This window comes from Runella rosea (assembly GCF_003325355.1).
In the GTDB taxonomy this organism is placed as follows: domain Bacteria; phylum Bacteroidota; class Bacteroidia; order Cytophagales; family Spirosomataceae; genus Runella; species Runella rosea.
In genome coordinates this window covers 4,580,022-4,595,628 of record NZ_CP030850.1, presented here as the reverse complement: position 1 = coordinate 4,595,628, position 15,607 = coordinate 4,580,022, and the positions used below count along the sequence as shown (strand labels likewise).

Annotated in this window: 15 protein-coding genes and 1 riboswitch; of the genes, 11 read left to right on the top strand and 4 right to left on the bottom strand. The window is 44.9% G+C overall.

Features of this window, described 5'->3' with window-relative positions:
- Nucleotides 1–368 precede the first annotated feature (368 nt).
- Nucleotides 369–1,010 (bottom strand): DUF1684 domain-containing protein, encoded by a 642-nt coding sequence (locus DR864_RS19160; RefSeq protein ID WP_114068472.1) that lies wholly within the window; start codon nt 1,008–1,010, stop codon nt 369–371.
- An 87-nt stretch (nt 1,011–1,097) separates the two neighbouring features.
- A complete protein-coding gene (locus tag DR864_RS19155; RefSeq protein WP_114068471.1) occupies nt 1,098–2,588 on the bottom strand; it encodes a tagaturonate reductase in 1,491 nt (496 codons plus the stop codon).
- A 191-nt stretch (nt 2,589–2,779) separates the two neighbouring features.
- On the opposite strand from DR864_RS19155, the gene DR864_RS19150 reads away from it, so the two are divergent.
- Complete coding sequence (locus DR864_RS19150; protein ID WP_114068470.1) at nt 2,780–3,970, top strand: GlmU family protein; 1,191 nt, start codon at nt 2,780–2,782, stop codon at nt 3,968–3,970.
- Between the two features lie 63 nt (nt 3,971–4,033).
- A complete protein-coding gene (locus DR864_RS19145; RefSeq protein WP_162793957.1) occupies nt 4,034–5,755 on the top strand; it encodes a TlpA family protein disulfide reductase in 1,722 nt (573 codons plus the stop codon).
- A gap of 2 nt (nt 5,756–5,757) precedes the next feature.
- On the opposite strand, the gene DR864_RS19140 is transcribed toward DR864_RS19145, so the two are convergent.
- A complete protein-coding gene (locus DR864_RS19140; RefSeq protein ID WP_114068468.1) occupies nt 5,758–6,657 on the bottom strand; it encodes a DMT family transporter in 900 nt (299 codons plus the stop codon).
- A gap of 391 nt (nt 6,658–7,048) precedes the next feature.
- On the opposite strand from DR864_RS19140, the gene DR864_RS19135 reads away from it, so the two are divergent.
- The 9 genes from DR864_RS19135 (at nt 7,049) to DR864_RS19095 (ending at nt 14,993) form a co-directional block, all read left to right on the top strand.
- Nucleotides 7,049–7,669, top strand: coding sequence for a PorT family protein (locus tag DR864_RS19135; protein WP_162793955.1), 621 nt, complete (start codon nt 7,049–7,051; stop codon nt 7,667–7,669).
- A 45-nt stretch (nt 7,670–7,714) separates the two neighbouring features.
- Nucleotides 7,715–7,975 (top strand): hypothetical protein, encoded by a 261-nt coding sequence (locus DR864_RS19130; protein ID WP_114068466.1) that lies wholly within the window; start codon nt 7,715–7,717, stop codon nt 7,973–7,975.
- Between the two features lie 59 nt (nt 7,976–8,034).
- Nucleotides 8,035–8,314, top strand: a riboswitch (cobalamin riboswitch).
- A 50-nt stretch (nt 8,315–8,364) separates the two neighbouring features.
- Complete coding sequence (locus tag DR864_RS19125; protein WP_114068465.1) at nt 8,365–8,955, top strand: DUF6580 family putative transport protein; 591 nt, start codon at nt 8,365–8,367, stop codon at nt 8,953–8,955.
- Nucleotides 8,955–9,656, top strand: a complete 702-nt coding sequence (locus tag DR864_RS19120) for a Dph6-related ATP pyrophosphatase (RefSeq protein ID WP_229599417.1) — start codon at nt 8,955–8,957, stop codon at nt 9,654–9,656. Before DR864_RS19125 ends, DR864_RS19120 begins: the two co-directional genes overlap by 1 nt.
- A gap of 14 nt (nt 9,657–9,670) precedes the next feature.
- A complete protein-coding gene (bioB, locus tag DR864_RS19115; RefSeq protein ID WP_114068464.1) occupies nt 9,671–10,642 on the top strand; it encodes a biotin synthase BioB in 972 nt (323 codons plus the stop codon).
- Nucleotides 10,643–10,730: 88 nt separating this feature from the next.
- Nucleotides 10,731–11,285, top strand: coding sequence for a YqgE/AlgH family protein (locus DR864_RS19110; protein ID WP_114068463.1), 555 nt, complete (start codon nt 10,731–10,733; stop codon nt 11,283–11,285).
- 102 nt (nt 11,286–11,387) lie between these two features.
- Complete coding sequence (locus DR864_RS19105) at nt 11,388–11,969, top strand: porin family protein (protein ID WP_114068462.1); 582 nt, start codon at nt 11,388–11,390, stop codon at nt 11,967–11,969.
- 252 nt (nt 11,970–12,221) lie between these two features.
- Nucleotides 12,222–13,667 carry an anthranilate synthase component I family protein gene (locus DR864_RS19100; RefSeq protein ID WP_114068461.1) on the top strand — a complete coding sequence of 482 codons (1,446 nt, stop codon included), beginning with the start codon at nt 12,222–12,224 and terminating at the stop codon, nt 13,665–13,667.
- A 135-nt stretch (nt 13,668–13,802) separates the two neighbouring features.
- Complete coding sequence (locus tag DR864_RS19095; RefSeq protein ID WP_162793953.1) at nt 13,803–14,993, top strand: T9SS type A sorting domain-containing protein; 1,191 nt, start codon at nt 13,803–13,805, stop codon at nt 14,991–14,993.
- 25 nt (nt 14,994–15,018) lie between these two features.
- Here DR864_RS19095 and DR864_RS19090 read toward each other — a convergent pair whose 3' ends face one another.
- Nucleotides 15,019–15,543, bottom strand: coding sequence for a DUF7935 family protein (locus DR864_RS19090; RefSeq protein ID WP_114068459.1), 525 nt, complete (start codon nt 15,541–15,543; stop codon nt 15,019–15,021).
- Nucleotides 15,544–15,607: the final 64 nt, after the last annotated feature.

The window sequence follows — 15,607 nt, the reverse complement described above, 5'->3', positions numbered from 1 at the left end:
GAACCCGATCACCGACAACTTTTGCCCAAAGGCACCGCAAAATTAGGGGATTTTGGGGAAAAGCATTGAAATACTACTCTTCCAATAGAGGTAAGTTTTCCAAATCCACAGGATCTTTAAAACGATATTCATATCCTCTTACAACAACGTACTCAACATTTTCTTCGTTTAACAATCGGATAAATGTCAGGACATGGTCGTGCATGTTGTCGAAGAAGTTCAGGTCTAACCATAAAAATACGCTCTACCACTACCTCCATTGCCACTAAACACTCTAGTGAAGATTTACCTTTCCACGTATTATAGGTACCCTGTGTTATCTCATTCCAAGAGCGATATTTACGTATGGCAGGTTTTATTCTTCAAATTTACTCATACTTCTCATAAATCTTCTCTCCCGCTTCCACCCGCACGGGCAGGGTATTTTCTTTGGGCGGAATGGGGCAGGCGTAAGTAGGGTTGTAAGCACAGTAGGGATTATAGGCAACGTTGAAATCGAGGGTGAGTTTGCCATCGGTTACGTCATCTGTTTTAAAATCCAAATAACGCCCCCCGCCGTAGGTTTCCTCTGGGGCCGTGGCATCGCGAAACAGGATAGAAAGGCCTTTTTCATGTTTATAAATGAGCAGGCGATAAACGTTCAGCTCGGCCGCCTTGCTTGCATCAGGCAATGTAAACTCGGCAAAACCATATTTTTCGTAGGTGGTGGTGCTGCCGTCGGTCATGGGTACGGCTACTTGCTTGTCCTGAGCGTGGTACGGAATCACCGTAGCGACCACTTTATAGGCTGGATTTGGGACAAAATAATTAAGTCCCTTAAAAGCCGTTTTATCCCCAATGGGAGAGGTATCGGAATCTTGGTAAAACTTATCTTTTTCTTTGCGGTCTTTCTCCAACTGCGCCACATAATCGGCGTCCGAAACCGTTGTTTCTTCCCCAAAAAAAGTATACCCAATCACCCCGATGATAACGATGGCAATCAGTAACTGTAAAAATTTATTTTTCAACATAGTTTTCAGGATTTAGCACTAAAAGTGAAGGGGTTAGAAGTTAAGTCAATACCTAACACCTAACCCCCTTTACGCTTACATTTATGATTAAAGAATTGCTTTTTCCAAGGTTGTTTTTACGCTGGTGTTCATCATTTCCACCAAATACTCCGCCACGGTTTCGGCAAAACCAGTGAGTTTGGTCAAATCGGTATCCCAAAGTTTGGTATTGCTCAGTACGGCTTGCACAAATGCAGGTACGGTTTCGACCGTCACGCCCTGCCATTGCTCGTAGAAATACGCCGCTTGTTCGTCGTTGATGACGTAAAACTCTTCGCCACGTTGACCGAAATAATGCTCGTTCTGTTGCTTAACGGCCCGCATAAACAGCAAGTACGCGGCAAAGCCGATCGTAAACAATTTAGGCGCTTTATTGAATTGCTGATAATAACGACGAATGGTAGCTACATTCCGCGCGTTCATTTTCGACGATTGCTGGAGCGTAATCCCGATGAGTTTTTGCTGAATAAATGGGTTACGGTAACGATTAAGAATATCTCCCGCAAACACTTTCAGCTCGTCCATTTGCTCCTCAAACGGCAACGTCGGTACTATTTCGTCGTAGATAATCGCCTCGTAATATTTAGACATAGCGGGGTCGTTCATGCACTGAAACGTGATATCAAACCCACTTAAATAACCCAACGGGGCCGCCGCGCTGTGGCTTCCGTTCAGGATACGCAGTTTGCGCTCGCGGTAATAAGAAATATCTTCGTCGACAATGACATTTTCGCTAATTTGCTCAAACGAAAGGGCTTTCCTCACTCGTTCATCTCCCTCAATCGCCCACAACAAATAAGGCTCTGCTACCGTCAAAAGCGCATCTTCGTAGCCAATTTTCTCTTGCAATGCGGCATAAGTAACGGCATCAGGCTTACCTGGCACAATCCTATCTACCAATGAGTTACAGAATTTTACATGGTATTTAAGCCATTTATTAAACAGCTTACCCAGCTCATTATACACCGAAATTTTTTCTACGCACTCACGGAGTTTGAGGCCGTTATCGGTAATCAACTCAGTAGGAACTACCACCAATCCCTTGTCTTTTTTGCCTCCGTAAGTACGAAAACGCTCATACAAAAACGCGGTCAGCTTGGCAGGGAATGATTGCGGTGGACTTTGAAAAATACTCTCCTCTACGTACTGAATGCCCACCTCAGTGGTATTTGAAATAATCACTTCCAAATGCGGATTACGCGCCACCTGTAGGATGCTCTGCCAACTGTCCTGCGCCGAAATAACCCGACTGATAGACGTAACGGCCGTGGCCTCATCGATGGTTTGGCCTTCATTGTCCACCCCACGTACGCAAACCGTGTAGAGGCCATCTTGCTCGGCAAAATCATCGGCCGAACCTGCGGTAGATTTTACCACTACAATTCGTCCGTTGAAGATATTTTGCTTGTTTGCTTTATCAATCAGGTAGTCACAAAGCCCTCTCAGAAGCACTCCTGTTCCAAATTGCAATACTTTTACGGGTAAATCAAAGGTATATTGCGTTCCGCTATCAATGACTTGTTTAGTTAATTTCGGCATAGTTAATGGTATATTTAACAGTTTGGCAGGTCAAAAATGTTTGTATTGGCAAACCTAATAAATTTTGGGCAAAACTTATCTTTGTAGCGACCAAAGCAGTCAAAACTCTAATAGATTTTATTCATTCCGTGGATTTTAGGCCATCTAAGCACGTCTAAATTTCGTAGAATTGAACCGCTAAAATCATTCTTATGAACAATTATATCCTTTACGACGATGCCGCCGTCCGTCCGCATCTGCTACCGTTTACTTTCACGCGTCCCGTGTCAGAAATCCGCTGCGGCATCCTGACATTGACCGAAAAGTGGGCGCATTTTCTTCATGCGAAACCCTCTTTTTTGACCGAACCTTATCTTCAGCATAAATTCCCGTTTGTTGCCACCAACGATAATATTTTCCTCAACGGCGCTGTCTGCGCAACTGCTTCCATCGCAACGGCCGTCGGCCAATTAAAAGCAGGGGAAGCATTGATTGCCCTCGAAAACGACCAAGTCATTGCCTATCGTTCACCGTTTGAAGTGGTAAAACCCGTGAGTGAATTGAAAACGGTTCTTTTTCCCGAACCTATTGTTACGATTCAACGTCTTTGGGATATTTATGGCGAAAACGGCGCACAAATCAAAGCAGATTTTACGACTCTTACCCAAGGTAGAGTCAGCCAGCCTGTGGCAGACCCTTTTACGCACGTCTACGCCCCAGAAAATGTATTTTTAGAAGAAGGGGCTAGGGTTCGTGCCTCCATTCTGAATGCCGAAAACGGGCCAATTTACATCGGAAAAAATGCGACTGTCAACGAGGGTAGCGTTATCATGGGGCCGTTTGCGTTGGGCGAAGACTCTACCGTCAACTGGGGTGCTAAAATGCGCATGAATACCAGTATAGGGCCGCATTGTAAAATTGGCGGCGAGGTCAGCAACTCGGTACTTTTTGGTTTTAGCAACAAAGGCCACGACGGCTTTTTGGGCAACTCTGTTTTGGGAGAATGGTGTAACTTAGGAGCGAATTGCAACAATTCCAACCTCAAAAATGATTATACTAACGTAAAACTTTACAGCTACGCCACCGAAACGTTGGAAGATACAAACCGTCTGTTTTGCGGCCTCTTTATGGGTGATTTTACCAAAGCGGGCATCAGTACGTTGTTCAATACGGGTACGGTGGTAGGCGTGAATACCAACGTTTTCGGAGCAGGCTTTCAGCCCAAGCATATTCCGTCTTTTTCGTGGGGCGGCGCGGCCGAAGGGTTTACAGAATACCGCATCGAAAAAGCCCTCCAAGTAGCCTATGAAACCGTAAGCCGGCGGGGCGAAGCCTTCGGAGAAATAGAGGAGGAGATTTTAAAGCATGTGTTTGAAATAAGTCGGGGCAACAATCAGAAGTAAGGAGCGAGAAGTGCCAAGTGAGCATGGGCAATTATTAATTTTGAACATCCAAAAGTCAAAACAATGAATAAGCGAAATAAAGCAACTTTGTCATTCTATAAGCATCTGCATCGCATCGTTCTTCCAGAAATCAGTTTTTTTCGACCCTGCCTACAACTTCGTTTATTATTGCTTTTGCTGATCGCCTCTGGCACATTGTTCTTCTCTTCGTCATACGCCCAAACCGACACCCTAACGGTGCGTGGAAAAATAGAAAATCTGACGGTGAGATTGTACCGGCAGGCCCCCGAGGTTACGGTGGCCCGGGTCAATATTTTACAATCTAATCGAGAAATTGTACGCGCCGCCCAGCTCCAGCCCGATGGTAGTTTTGAATTGAAAATGCCTCTGGTGTATCCGTTGGAAGAATGTTATCTGACCTACGCCAACGTAGTGATGCCTTTTTTGGGCGAAAAAGGCACGGTGGAAATCACCCTCAACGGCGACTCCCTGACCAAAAGTGAGGTTCCTATCCGTTTTGGAGGCATTTATGCAACTACCAATAATCGACACGCTCATTTTTATGTAGCTTTCAATAAGTGGCTCAAAGCTAATCCCGAAAAGCCCATCAAAGCAGCGACTGGCTTTCTCTTTTGGGAAAAAGTGGCCCAAGAGCGCGACCGTAAAATTGATTTTTATCGCACCTACCAAACTGTCAAAGATACGCTGCTTGACAAGTGGGTGATTTCTTCGCTCAATGACGCTGCCAAAGCGAGATTTTACAGTTATTTATCGCAAGAAAAACAAAAACTCCCGTTGGCGATATCCGCATCGACCGAATTAGACACCAACCGGTTTTTTACGTTTGCCAAAGCCGACAGTTACCGGCAATTTACCAATTACGCCATAGCGACCACGCCTAATCTTCCCGAATCGTCTTTGCCCGTTAATACCTTGGCCCGTTTGATTTTACAGTATGTCCCCAACATTTCGACCACCGATAGCCTAAAATTGGTGGGGTATGTGCAAGGAGAAACGGCCAAAATGAGAGAGTTGCGGTGGCTCAGCAATCTGTTCAATCAAAAAGAAGATACACTTCGGCTTATTGCTGCGTATGAATTGTACACCCGCAAATTCGATGCGGCCCATTCTGCCAAAGAACTGGATTATCTGAAGGCGGCATTTTATGCAGAAAACATCAACAACTTCGCCTTAAAGAACCTGACGCTCTGGTATAATCACCTGCGTCCTGGGCTCAAAAACCCGTATTATGTACGCTCGTTGGACGAACTTCACCACATTGAGAGCCTTGATTCAGCCGTGATTCGTGCGGTTGAATCTAAAATAGAAGCAGCCACATTGAATGACCCCACAGAAGTGCTGCCTGGCATTTTTCTGACCAATATCCCACCCTTCTTGGATGTATGGAGTCAGTTGAAACGGAAGTTTAAAGGAAAGATTGTGTATTTTCTTTTTTGGACCAACGATGAATGGGGACGCCGCGCATTGGCCGAAGCCAACGCATTGCGGGCAAGCCTGCCGCCCAACAGCGTCGAATTTGTGTATGTTTCAGAATACAAAACTAACGACGATGTATGGCGCGAAGCCGCGATAAAAAGCAGAAGCAGGGGCTTGCACCTTAAATTGGACGAATCACAAAACGATTATTTTGTGGCCGAATGGGCCGTTACCCAAGTGCCTTATGCAGTTTTGATGGATGCCAACGGCAAATATATCCGTCGCAATGCGCCCCTGCCCGCCGACCGTGAAGGCTGGAGCAAAATTTGGAATAAGGTATTTAACTGATCTTATTTGGCAAAACGACTGTTGAGCATCGGGTATACGATCACGGCCAGCAGTATCACCACCGAGCCTGCATAAAAGCCTGCTGTCATGCGCTCATTGAGTATAAAATAGGCCAGCGCCATGCCGTAAACAGGCTCCAGATTGATGGTCAGATTGAGCGTAAAAGGAGAGACTTTTCGCAGCAAATGCACCCCTGCCGAGTACGCATACACCGTACACACAAAAGCCAAAATGATGAGCCAGAGCCAATCAGCCGATTGCGGAATCACTTCTTGGGCGGTCAGCCCGCTTGTAAAAGCTACGCCCGCCAAACCTATCAACATGGCGATGGTGGCGCCGTTCATTTCATAAAAGGTAATCAGAAGCGCATTGTGTCGGCGTACAAAACGGCTGTTAGCAATGGTAAAAAGAGCCGCTAAAAAAGCCGACACCAGGGCCAACCCCAAGCCTAACGATTGGTCTACCTCAAACCGAAAAATAAGGTAAAGCCCTACAATCACCAACAAACTCAGCAAAATTTCCAGCGGCCGCACCCGCCGCCTCGCAAACAACGGCTCCAACAAAGAGGTAAAAAGCGACGTAGTAGACATTCCCGCCAAACACACCGACGCACTCGATACGTGCGCCGAGCCAAAGAAAGTCAGCCAGTGTAGCCCCATGATGGCCCCCACCCCGAGCATGGCCCAGCGGTCGTTGGCAGGTACGCGCTTCCATTCTTTCCACAACCACAGCACCACAGCCAAACCAACGGCCGCCAATAAGGTTCGAAAAAACGTAAGACTAATACGCGAAAGTTGCGGATTAATCAGTTTCCCCAAAATGGCCGTAAAGCCCCAGATAAGTACTAAAAAATGCAAATGAAGATAATCGGCAAAGGTGGGTTTGGGCAGCGGAGAATTCATACGGGCGGTTGATTACGAAAAAGCAAAAATAGGGATTTTGTGATTCTGATTGCTCCCAGTCTGAAAATGCCCAATCAAATTCGTGAAACAGCAGGCAATTAGCCCTTTCGCTATTATTCTCTGGTTAGATAGTTAGGTTTCACTTTATTTGACTCCTTTTTCCTTTATTTTATTTTGAAATCACTAATTCCTGTTCTAGTTTTATGAGTATGGAAACTATAAATCAAAGTTAAATTTATAGTTTCCACTGCCATAAAACATGTCGTTATTTAGTTCTCAAAAACTTATAGCGCTAGCTGCTCAACAGGAGATTATTGTCCTGATTCACCTTGTCAAATGCACATTACCCCAAAAATGCATCCAACTATCTGGAATTAAACAAATTAATGCCATGAAAGCTTCTAAAAAAATTTCTTTATTGATTTTACAAGTAATATTCGTTACCTCAACAGTAGGACAAAATCGTTTTTCAGTAACTCCTTCAATTGGTTTTGTAGGAGGCAATGCCTCTACTCATATTTTTACGGGAGAACTTGGATTTCAAGAAGAGGGAAAGGGTATATTGTTAGGAATTACGGGTAACTATTCCATGACCCCTAAATGGTCTATTTCCACAGGTATTAGTTATAATTGGATAAAATACCATAGAGTTATTCCTGAAACATCACAAATAAAAACAAAAGACCTAATAATTCCAGTACTTATTAACTATCAGCCTTCCTTAAAACGGCTTTCTCCTTATTTTTCTACTGGAATAATCATGGAAAGAATACAATCAAAGGATTATTCAACCCCTCCCTATATCAAGTCTGATGTTACAAAAGGAAAATTTCCCCTGACTCTAGCAATCGCATTAGGAGCTGGAATTAGCTATAAGGTCACTCACTCAGTGAGCTGGATTATTCAGCCCTCTGTATATTATCAGGTTTATACAGCACAAAACAGAACCATTTTCCCCGATTATCGTTCATATAAAGTCAATTTACAAACTCAATTGACTTTATCTTTTTGAGGAATTAAATTCATCAAAAAGAGGGCGAAACCAAATCACGGCAAAATGGAAAGCGTATCAGTACCCTCAAAATTTGTCCGGGAAGAAGAGCTATACCTCGTAAAAGAGGGACAAATTCGTCGTATCAAACGAAAAAAATCGGCGATTTTGGAGGCATTAAGCGATAAAGCGTCTATGATTGCGGAGTTTGTTAAATCCAACCGTTTGGATTATTCTGTCGAAAGTGATTTGATAAAAATTCTAGAATTTTACGACAAGGAAACCTCCATCAAAATGGGAAAAGCAGGGCTTTTTCAAAAATACTAAGCTCCTCCCCAAAAAAATAAACACTCCTTTCTTACTCCTCACTCCCGACTTCTCCCTACTTTTGTATTCGTCTTGGGTGCCTCATGCCTGCTTCGTGGCGGGCTTTGACGGCTTAAAAGGGAATTTCGTGCAAAACGAAAACTGTCCCCGCAACTGTAAGTTTCATCCAAGGTCGCTCTTAACAACTGCATAAACCACTGGTTTTCAGTTCACAGTCCATGGTTCACAGTCTACAGTATTTTTACTGCCAACTGTAAACTGCCAACTGTAAACTCCACGCCGGGAAGGTGCAAGAGCGATGAAACAAGTCAGGAGACCTGCCCAATGAACTATTTAGTCGCCGCGCACGGAGGATGCGCAGCTAAACCGATTTTATTCTTTTAAATAGTATGAAAAACACCCTCAATCCCCGTCTGCTGACGTTGCTATGCTTTATGCTGGCCGCCGCGCTGATTCGTATTCTGAACGTGGCGCAGCTCTCGCCCGTTTCCAATTTTACACCGCTTGGCGCGATGGCACTGTTCAGTGGTGCGTATTTCACCACTCGTTGGAAAGCCTTTTCCTTTCCGCTTATCACCCTTTTTATCAGCGATTTACTCATCAACGCCGTCATTTACCAAGGCCGCTACGGCATCATCTACGAGGGCTGGTATTGGGTATATGGCATTTTTGCGCTGATTGTTTTTTACGGAAAAGTATTATTACAAAAAATCAACGTCAAAAATGTCGTTTTGGCCGCCGTCATTGCCACGTTATCGCATTGGGTCTTGTCGGATGGCAGCGTGTGGCTGAGCGGTGGCATTGATCTGCGCACGGGCTTGCCCCTCAGCCGCGATTGGGCAGGGTTTGTACAATGCCTCACGCAGGGCGTGCTGTTTATGCGTAATTTTCTGGCGGGCACATTGGCCTACAGCGCCTTGCTTTTTGGCGGATTTGAAGTTCTGAAAATGCGTTTCCCCAAACTGGCCGTTGCTGAATAATGCAGGCGGCTCTCATGAATTGGTCGGGAGGCAAAGACTCGGCGCTGGCATTGTATCATAGTTTGCAGAATAACGCCTACGACGTTCGTTACCTCCTGACTTCCCTAAACGACTCCTTCCGACGAATCTCGATGCATGGCGTGCGTGAAGAACTGCTCGACCAACAGGCGCAACAGCTCGGCATCGAACTGCTCAAACTACGCCTGCCCGAAACCACATCTATGGAAGAATACCAAGTTCGTATGGCTGAAATTCTTCAACCCTTAGCCGACGCACGCATTACAAAATCCATTTTTGGTGATATTTTTCTGGAAGATTTACGGCTCTATCGCGAAAATCAACTAGCGACCGTCGGAATGCAAGGCATTTTCCCCCTCTGGCAACGTCCTTCGATAGAATTGCTGGAAGAATTTTGGGACTTAGGATTCAAAACCATCGTCGTCAGCGTAAACGGGAATGTACTGGACCAATCCTTTTGCGGCCGTGTGCTAGACCGCGATTTTGTCAGCGAATTGCCCGCCAATATCGACCCCTGCGGCGAAAACGGCGAATTTCACACCTTTGTTTTTGAAGCTCCTTATTTCTCCCAACCCATTGATTTTCAAAAAGGAGAAACCGTCGAGAAAACTTATAATTTCCAAAATGCCGAAGGAGAAGACTTGACTTCCACTTATTTTTTTACAGATTTGTTGCCCATTTAAAGTCATTGCGCAAGATGAATCCTACGTTATCGAAAGACGCGGTACGCGAAATTTATGAATCCCCTATCTTGGAGTTGATTTACCGCGCCGCTACAGTTCACCGCCAACACCACGACCCGCAAGAAGTACAGGTCTGTACTTTGTTGTCTGTCAAAACGGGTGGTTGCCCCGAAGATTGCGCTTATTGCCCACAGGCTGCGCGGTACCACACGGGAGTACAAGCCCATAAATTGATGGAAGTGGATGAAGTATTAACCGCCGCCCAACGCGCCAAAGACGCTGGTAGCACGCGCTTCTGCATGGGTGCGGCCTGGCGTGAAGTCCGCGACAACCGCGATTTTGATAAAGTATTGGAAATGGTCAAAGGCGTGAATCAACTCGACATGGAAGTATGCTGCACGTTGGGAATGCTGACCGAAACCCAAGCTCAAAAACTGAAAGACGCTGGGCTTTACGCCTACAACCATAACCTTGACACGAGCGAGGAGTTTTACGGCGATATTATTTCAACCCGTACCTACGACGACCGCCTCCAAACCATCAATCACGTGCAGAAAGTGGGTATTTCAGCCTGCTCGGGCGGCATCATCGGCATGGGCGAAACCCACGATGACCGCATTGGAATGCTTCATACCCTGGCGTCGCTTCCACAGGCCCCTGAATCAGTACCTGTCAATGCACTGGTTGCCGTAGAAGGCACGCCGCTGGAGCATCAAAAACGCGTATCGGTTTGGGATATGATTCGGATGATAGCTACAGCGCGTATTCTGATGCCCAAAGCCATGGTTCGCCTCTCGGCGGGCCGCGTCAATATGACGATGGAAGAACAGGCACTTTGTTTTATGGCAGGGGCCAATTCTATTTTTGCGGGAGAAAAGCTGTTAACAACCCCCAATCCAGACGTTGACGCCGACCAAGAGATGTTTCAAACCCTGAATATCAGGCCGCGTCCTGCCTTCAAAGCACAAAAATTGGAAGCGGTTTAATCACAACGTGCTCATTTGTTCTTGAAAATCCACTATTTTTGATTTTTATTTCGTTATCTCCTTAAAAGAGACACTGAACCAGTACCAAATGCCTCCGCTAAAACCTGCCCAAGGAAAATTATTAATTGCCGAACCGACTTTGGGTGACCCCAATTTTGAACGGAGCGTGGTATTTCTGTGCGAACACAACGAACAAGGAACCTTTGGACTGGTCTTTAATCAAACCACCAACTTACACCTTAACGACGTTCTGAAAGAGCCCGTTGTGACCAATATGCCACTTTATCTGGGCGGTCCAGTCGAACAGAACACATTGCATTTTCTTCATCGGTTGTCATTTATTGAAGATGCCGTGCCAGTAGGAGATAACTTATATTGGAGCGGCGATTTTGAACAAATTATGAGCATGCTCAACGTCGGGAAAATAACCGAGCGAGATTTGCGTTTTTTCATTGGATATTCAGGATGGTCAGCGGGGCAATTGGACGAAGAACTCAGTAAAAACGCCTGGATTGTATCCGACACGGATGCGGGTTTTATATTTGACACCCCAGTTGACCAATTTTGGAGGGCAGTTTTACGAAAAATGGGCGGAGAGTACCGGGTCAAATCACATTATCCCACCGACCCAAGGCTAAATTAAAGACAAACAATTAATAATCAATCACATAAACAATAGTGAGGTTGTTACTAACACAGCCAAGTGGGTTGCAAACCACCATAAACTAACTTTTTGAATTGTATCATGAATTTGAACCTTAGATTACTTCTACTTTTGGTGATTGTGTCCGTTGGGGCGCAGGCCCAGACTGTTTACATGAAACCCCATTTGGGTTTGCGCGCAGGACTAAACATTTCTAGCAGTACCTATTCTCCCAACTTTATTTATAGTCTCAAACGCCAGTCTCACCCTAATCTAGGTGTTTTCTACCGTATTCGGAATCAAAAATGGGTTTTTCAACCAGAAGTACAACTTTCGGTACGCGGCGGTACATTTAAGGGAGAACTTGAAGTAGTACGCAACAATTTCAACTACGCCAGTTTTGTGCCAGTGGTGGGATATATTCTTACTGAAGGCTTAACCTTTGAGGTTGCTCCGGAGTTTAGCTATGCGGTCAACAATCTCAGGAGTGTGGTTCCGCTTCGTAAAAACGAATTCAGCATGGGCACGGGGCTTCGGTTTGACTTTATGGATATGGCGGAAGATTTCAGCCTGAATCTTCGCTACATTCACGGGTTTACCAATTTGTCAACGTCCAAAACCGAGTCGCTTTACAATCGCACGTTACAGGTTTCGGTCATTTACAATTTGTACAAGAAGAAGTAGTTTAGGAAAGCCACAAAGGGTTTTGTGAGGAAGAATAAATAAAATTTGGATTTATAAATCCCGATTGTAATTTTGCAACATGATTTTAAACGTCAAAAATAGCGCATGGTGGTGGCGTTCTTCTTCGAAAAAGATGAACACGTAATGCTATGCTTATTTTTAACCCAAAAAGCTCGCTGTTCATCGCACAGCGAGCTTTTTTTATTTTCAATTCCCAAACTTGATAACTAACACATTCAACCGATATAGGTAATGACAACGACCGATACCACCTTCAAAATCACCACTCAAAGCCGTAAATTATTAGGAGATATGCTCACACCCGTTGGCGTTTATCTCAAACTCCGCGATAAATTCCCCTATACCGTCATGCTCGAAAGTGCCGAATACCACGGCATGGAGCACGGATTTAGCGTCATTGCCTGCGACCCCGTCGCCTCGTTTGTGTTGGACGAAGATGTGGTAACGCAAACCTTTCCTGACGGCTCCGAAGAGTCGTTTGGTTTGCCTCATCGCAAACACGCCATGCAAACCCTAAGGGATTTTATTCAACGCTTTGACGCCCCAAAAAATGATTACCCTTTTATCAATGGCGGTTTGTTTGGACACATTACCTACGACTCGGTGAAATACTTTGAAGACATTGAGATTCAGCCCAAAACACCCGACAACGCCATTCCTCAGATGGTGTATCGTATCTATCGTTTTGTAATTGCGTTCAATCATTTCAAGGACGAAGTGTATCTTTTTGAACATGATTATGGCGTAACAAGGCAGGATTCCAACCACAGCCGAAGTATGGGCATGGATTTGGATTCTTTGGAGATGATTGTTAAAGCGCCCAAAATGGCGACGTTCCGCTTTAAAGCCAATGCCACCGAAGAAAGCAACGTAACCGATGAGCAAATGGCGGGTACGATCCAGCAATGCATCAATCACTGTCTGCGCGGCGATGTATTTCAGATTGTCCCTTCGCGCCGTTTCAGCAAGAAATTTGAAGGCGATGAATTCAACGTCTACCGGGCTTTGCGATCCATCAATCCTTCTCCGTACCTTTTTTACTTTGATTTTGGCAATTACAAAGTATTCGGTTCGTCCCCCGAAAAACAAATCTACATCAAAAACGGACATGCCGAAATTCACCCCATTGCGGGCACTTTCCGACGCACGGGCGATGACGAAAAAGATGCTGAACTGGCGCGCCAGCTGGCCGCCGACCCCAAAGAAACGGCTGAACACGTAATGTTGGTAGACCTAGCCCGCAATGATTTGAGTCGGAGCTGCGATGTGGTCAAAGTAGAAACCTACAAAGAAGCACAATTTTTCTCCCACGTGATTCACTTGGTTTCTAAAGTAACGGGAAAAATGAGTGCGGGAGTCAATCCACTCCAATTGGTTGCCGATACATTTCCCGCTGGAACGCTCTCCGGGGCCCCCAAACACAACGCGATGACCATCATTGATCGTCTTGAAACCACCAATCGAAGTATTTATGGCGGCGCATTGGGCCACATCAGTTTCAGCGGAGACTTCAACCACTGCATTACGATTCGGACTTTTTTGAGTAAAAACAATACGTTGTTTTATCAGGCAGGAATGGGCGTGGTGGCCAAATCAAACATTGCTTCTGAGATGCAGGAAGTGCATAACAAGCTAGCGGCTCTCCGCAATGCCATTGAAATGGCCAATGAATTGTAATAAAGCACCGAAACACAAAAATCGTCCTTAATTCGAAACTGATTTTTTTCCAAAGTTTGTCTATCTTTGTTTCGTTTATTGCGTATATATTCTGTAATCAAACACGAAAGTATAATGCATAATCGTTTTTACGGTATGAGGAGACTTTTTACACTGCTGATCATTTTTTATTCCACACTCGCATTTGGACAGGGATATATTGACCTTTCTTCAAATACCGAAGTGACCCCGTGGACGCCCGATGGTGCTTTATTGCAAACATTCAATAATATAGGCACCCCGCAAGTGACCGTTACGGCCACCGTTCAGGGGAACACCAATCGACTTCGTAACCGAACTCCCCGCAATGACTCCCGTGGGTTGTGGTTAAACATCGCATTGGGAAACCGTACAGAAGGCGTCAGTGTTACGTTCACTTTTAGTGAACCAGTCACCAATTTATCATTTGGAATTTTGGGAATCGACCGTGAATTAAGTTTTAGTAATTATCAAGACCGTGTTCTTATTGCAGGTTATGACGACAACAATATTGGAGTCACACCTGCCATTTCTTATAATCCTAATTTTGCCTTTTTAACCAACGGGATAGACCCTTTTGTCAGAATTCTGTCTGGTTTTAATTCAGACCCCTTAGACAGTACTCGCTCCACGGTTACTTTCCCAGGTACTGGTATTAAAAAAGTGACCATTGCGTTCAACAGCGGCGATAATATCCGTAACGGGGCCACTACTGCGCAAAGTATCTTCCTGACAGACTTATCATGGGCCAGCATTGTACCCGTTGAACTTATTTATTTTCGCGGAAAAGCAGAAAACGACCGCGTACGCCTGAATTGGGCCACTGCCAACGAGTCCAACAGTGATTATTTTCAGGTAGAGCGCAGTACAGACTTGAAAGAATTTACGTCGATAGGACGCATTTCGTCGGCGGGAGATTCAAAGCAACGCGTCGAGTACAACTTTTTGGATGAAGCACCCTTGCCGGGAGTGAATTATTACCGACTGAAACAGGTGGATAAAGACCGTGCTTCTGAATATTCAAAAATCATTGCCGTTAGTCCTCAAACTGCTGCTTCACGGTTTATTATTTATCCAAATCCTTCCGATGGACAAACCATAAAACTGCAATTTGATAACCTTGAATTAGACGGGCTACGTTTGTCGACATTACTTGGCCAGGAAATTCCTTTTGCAATTCAGGCCAATAATACCAACAGTTTGACCATTAAACCGCTACGCGAACTTCAAACGGGACTTTATTTTATCACCTATGCCGACGCTATGGGACGAGGAAGGTTGACCCAAAAGCTGTGGGTTAGTAAATAAGTACTCAAAAAAGAGTCAGTTTAAATTACAGGAATTCCTGTTGAATTTCTTCTTTGATAAACTTGAGCGCTGAAGCCGTAGGATTGCGGTTTTCCTGAATAATTTTCTCAAAAATTTTCTTGGCTAAATCAAGCGGGGGCGCGTCGGGGGCCACCTCCGAGGCGGCTTGGTTGATAAGCGTAATCACTTCCTGCTGGGCTGCCCTTATTTGCTCCCATGCTTCATGACTCATGTAGACTTGTTGCGAAAGATTATGATTGAATTCTTCGCGCACTTCGTGCATTAAAATCTGCTGAAATTCAATGGCTTGAGTAGCCGAACCATTCAAACGAACAATAAGGTTATTGGGGCTGATTCGTTCCAAAAAAAGACACATACGCTCGTAAGCCTGAAGGCGAATCGGCAGGGTTATTTCCAACTTTTTACTTCGATTTTCTAGCTGTTTTTCCACAAATTGTTTTTTCAAAAAAGCAGTTACGGTCAAATACACCGCGTATAACACCAAAGCAGCAGGAAGTACTATTTTCAAAAGGTCGGTGACAATTTCCATTCGTTTATTGTTTGTTTACCAGTAAAGAGTCTCCGCAAAGAACGCAAACTGTCGGCAAAATAGT

Excerpts from the sequence above, each read along its gene's own strand:
- DR864_RS19160 (WP_114068472.1), bottom strand. The coding sequence starts at position 1,010 with ATGTTGAAAAATAAATTTTTACAGTTACTGATTGCCATCGTTATCATC.
- DR864_RS19155 (WP_114068471.1), bottom strand. The coding sequence starts at position 2,588 with ATGCCGAAATTAACTAAACAAGTCATTGATAGCGGAACGCAATATACC.
- DR864_RS19150 (WP_114068470.1), top strand. The coding sequence starts at position 2,780 with ATGAACAATTATATCCTTTACGACGATGCCGCCGTCCGTCCGCATCTG.
- DR864_RS19145 (WP_162793957.1), top strand. The coding sequence starts at position 4,034 with ATGAATAAGCGAAATAAAGCAACTTTGTCATTCTATAAGCATCTGCAT.
- DR864_RS19140 (WP_114068468.1), bottom strand. The coding sequence starts at position 6,657 with ATGAATTCTCCGCTGCCCAAACCCACCTTTGCCGATTATCTTCATTTG.
- DR864_RS19135 (WP_162793955.1), top strand. The coding sequence starts at position 7,049 with ATGAAAGCTTCTAAAAAAATTTCTTTATTGATTTTACAAGTAATATTC.
- DR864_RS19130 (WP_114068466.1), top strand. The coding sequence starts at position 7,715 with ATGGAAAGCGTATCAGTACCCTCAAAATTTGTCCGGGAAGAAGAGCTA.
- DR864_RS19125 (WP_114068465.1), top strand. The coding sequence starts at position 8,365 with ATGAAAAACACCCTCAATCCCCGTCTGCTGACGTTGCTATGCTTTATG.
- DR864_RS19120 (WP_229599417.1), top strand. The coding sequence starts at position 8,955 with ATGCAGGCGGCTCTCATGAATTGGTCGGGAGGCAAAGACTCGGCGCTG.
- bioB (WP_114068464.1), top strand. The coding sequence starts at position 9,671 with ATGAATCCTACGTTATCGAAAGACGCGGTACGCGAAATTTATGAATCC.
- DR864_RS19110 (WP_114068463.1), top strand. The coding sequence starts at position 10,731 with ATGCCTCCGCTAAAACCTGCCCAAGGAAAATTATTAATTGCCGAACCG.
- DR864_RS19105 (WP_114068462.1), top strand. The coding sequence starts at position 11,388 with ATGAATTTGAACCTTAGATTACTTCTACTTTTGGTGATTGTGTCCGTT.
- DR864_RS19100 (WP_114068461.1), top strand. The coding sequence starts at position 12,222 with ATGACAACGACCGATACCACCTTCAAAATCACCACTCAAAGCCGTAAA.
- DR864_RS19095 (WP_162793953.1), top strand. The coding sequence starts at position 13,803 with ATGAGGAGACTTTTTACACTGCTGATCATTTTTTATTCCACACTCGCA.
- DR864_RS19090 (WP_114068459.1), bottom strand. The coding sequence starts at position 15,543 with ATGGAAATTGTCACCGACCTTTTGAAAATAGTACTTCCTGCTGCTTTG.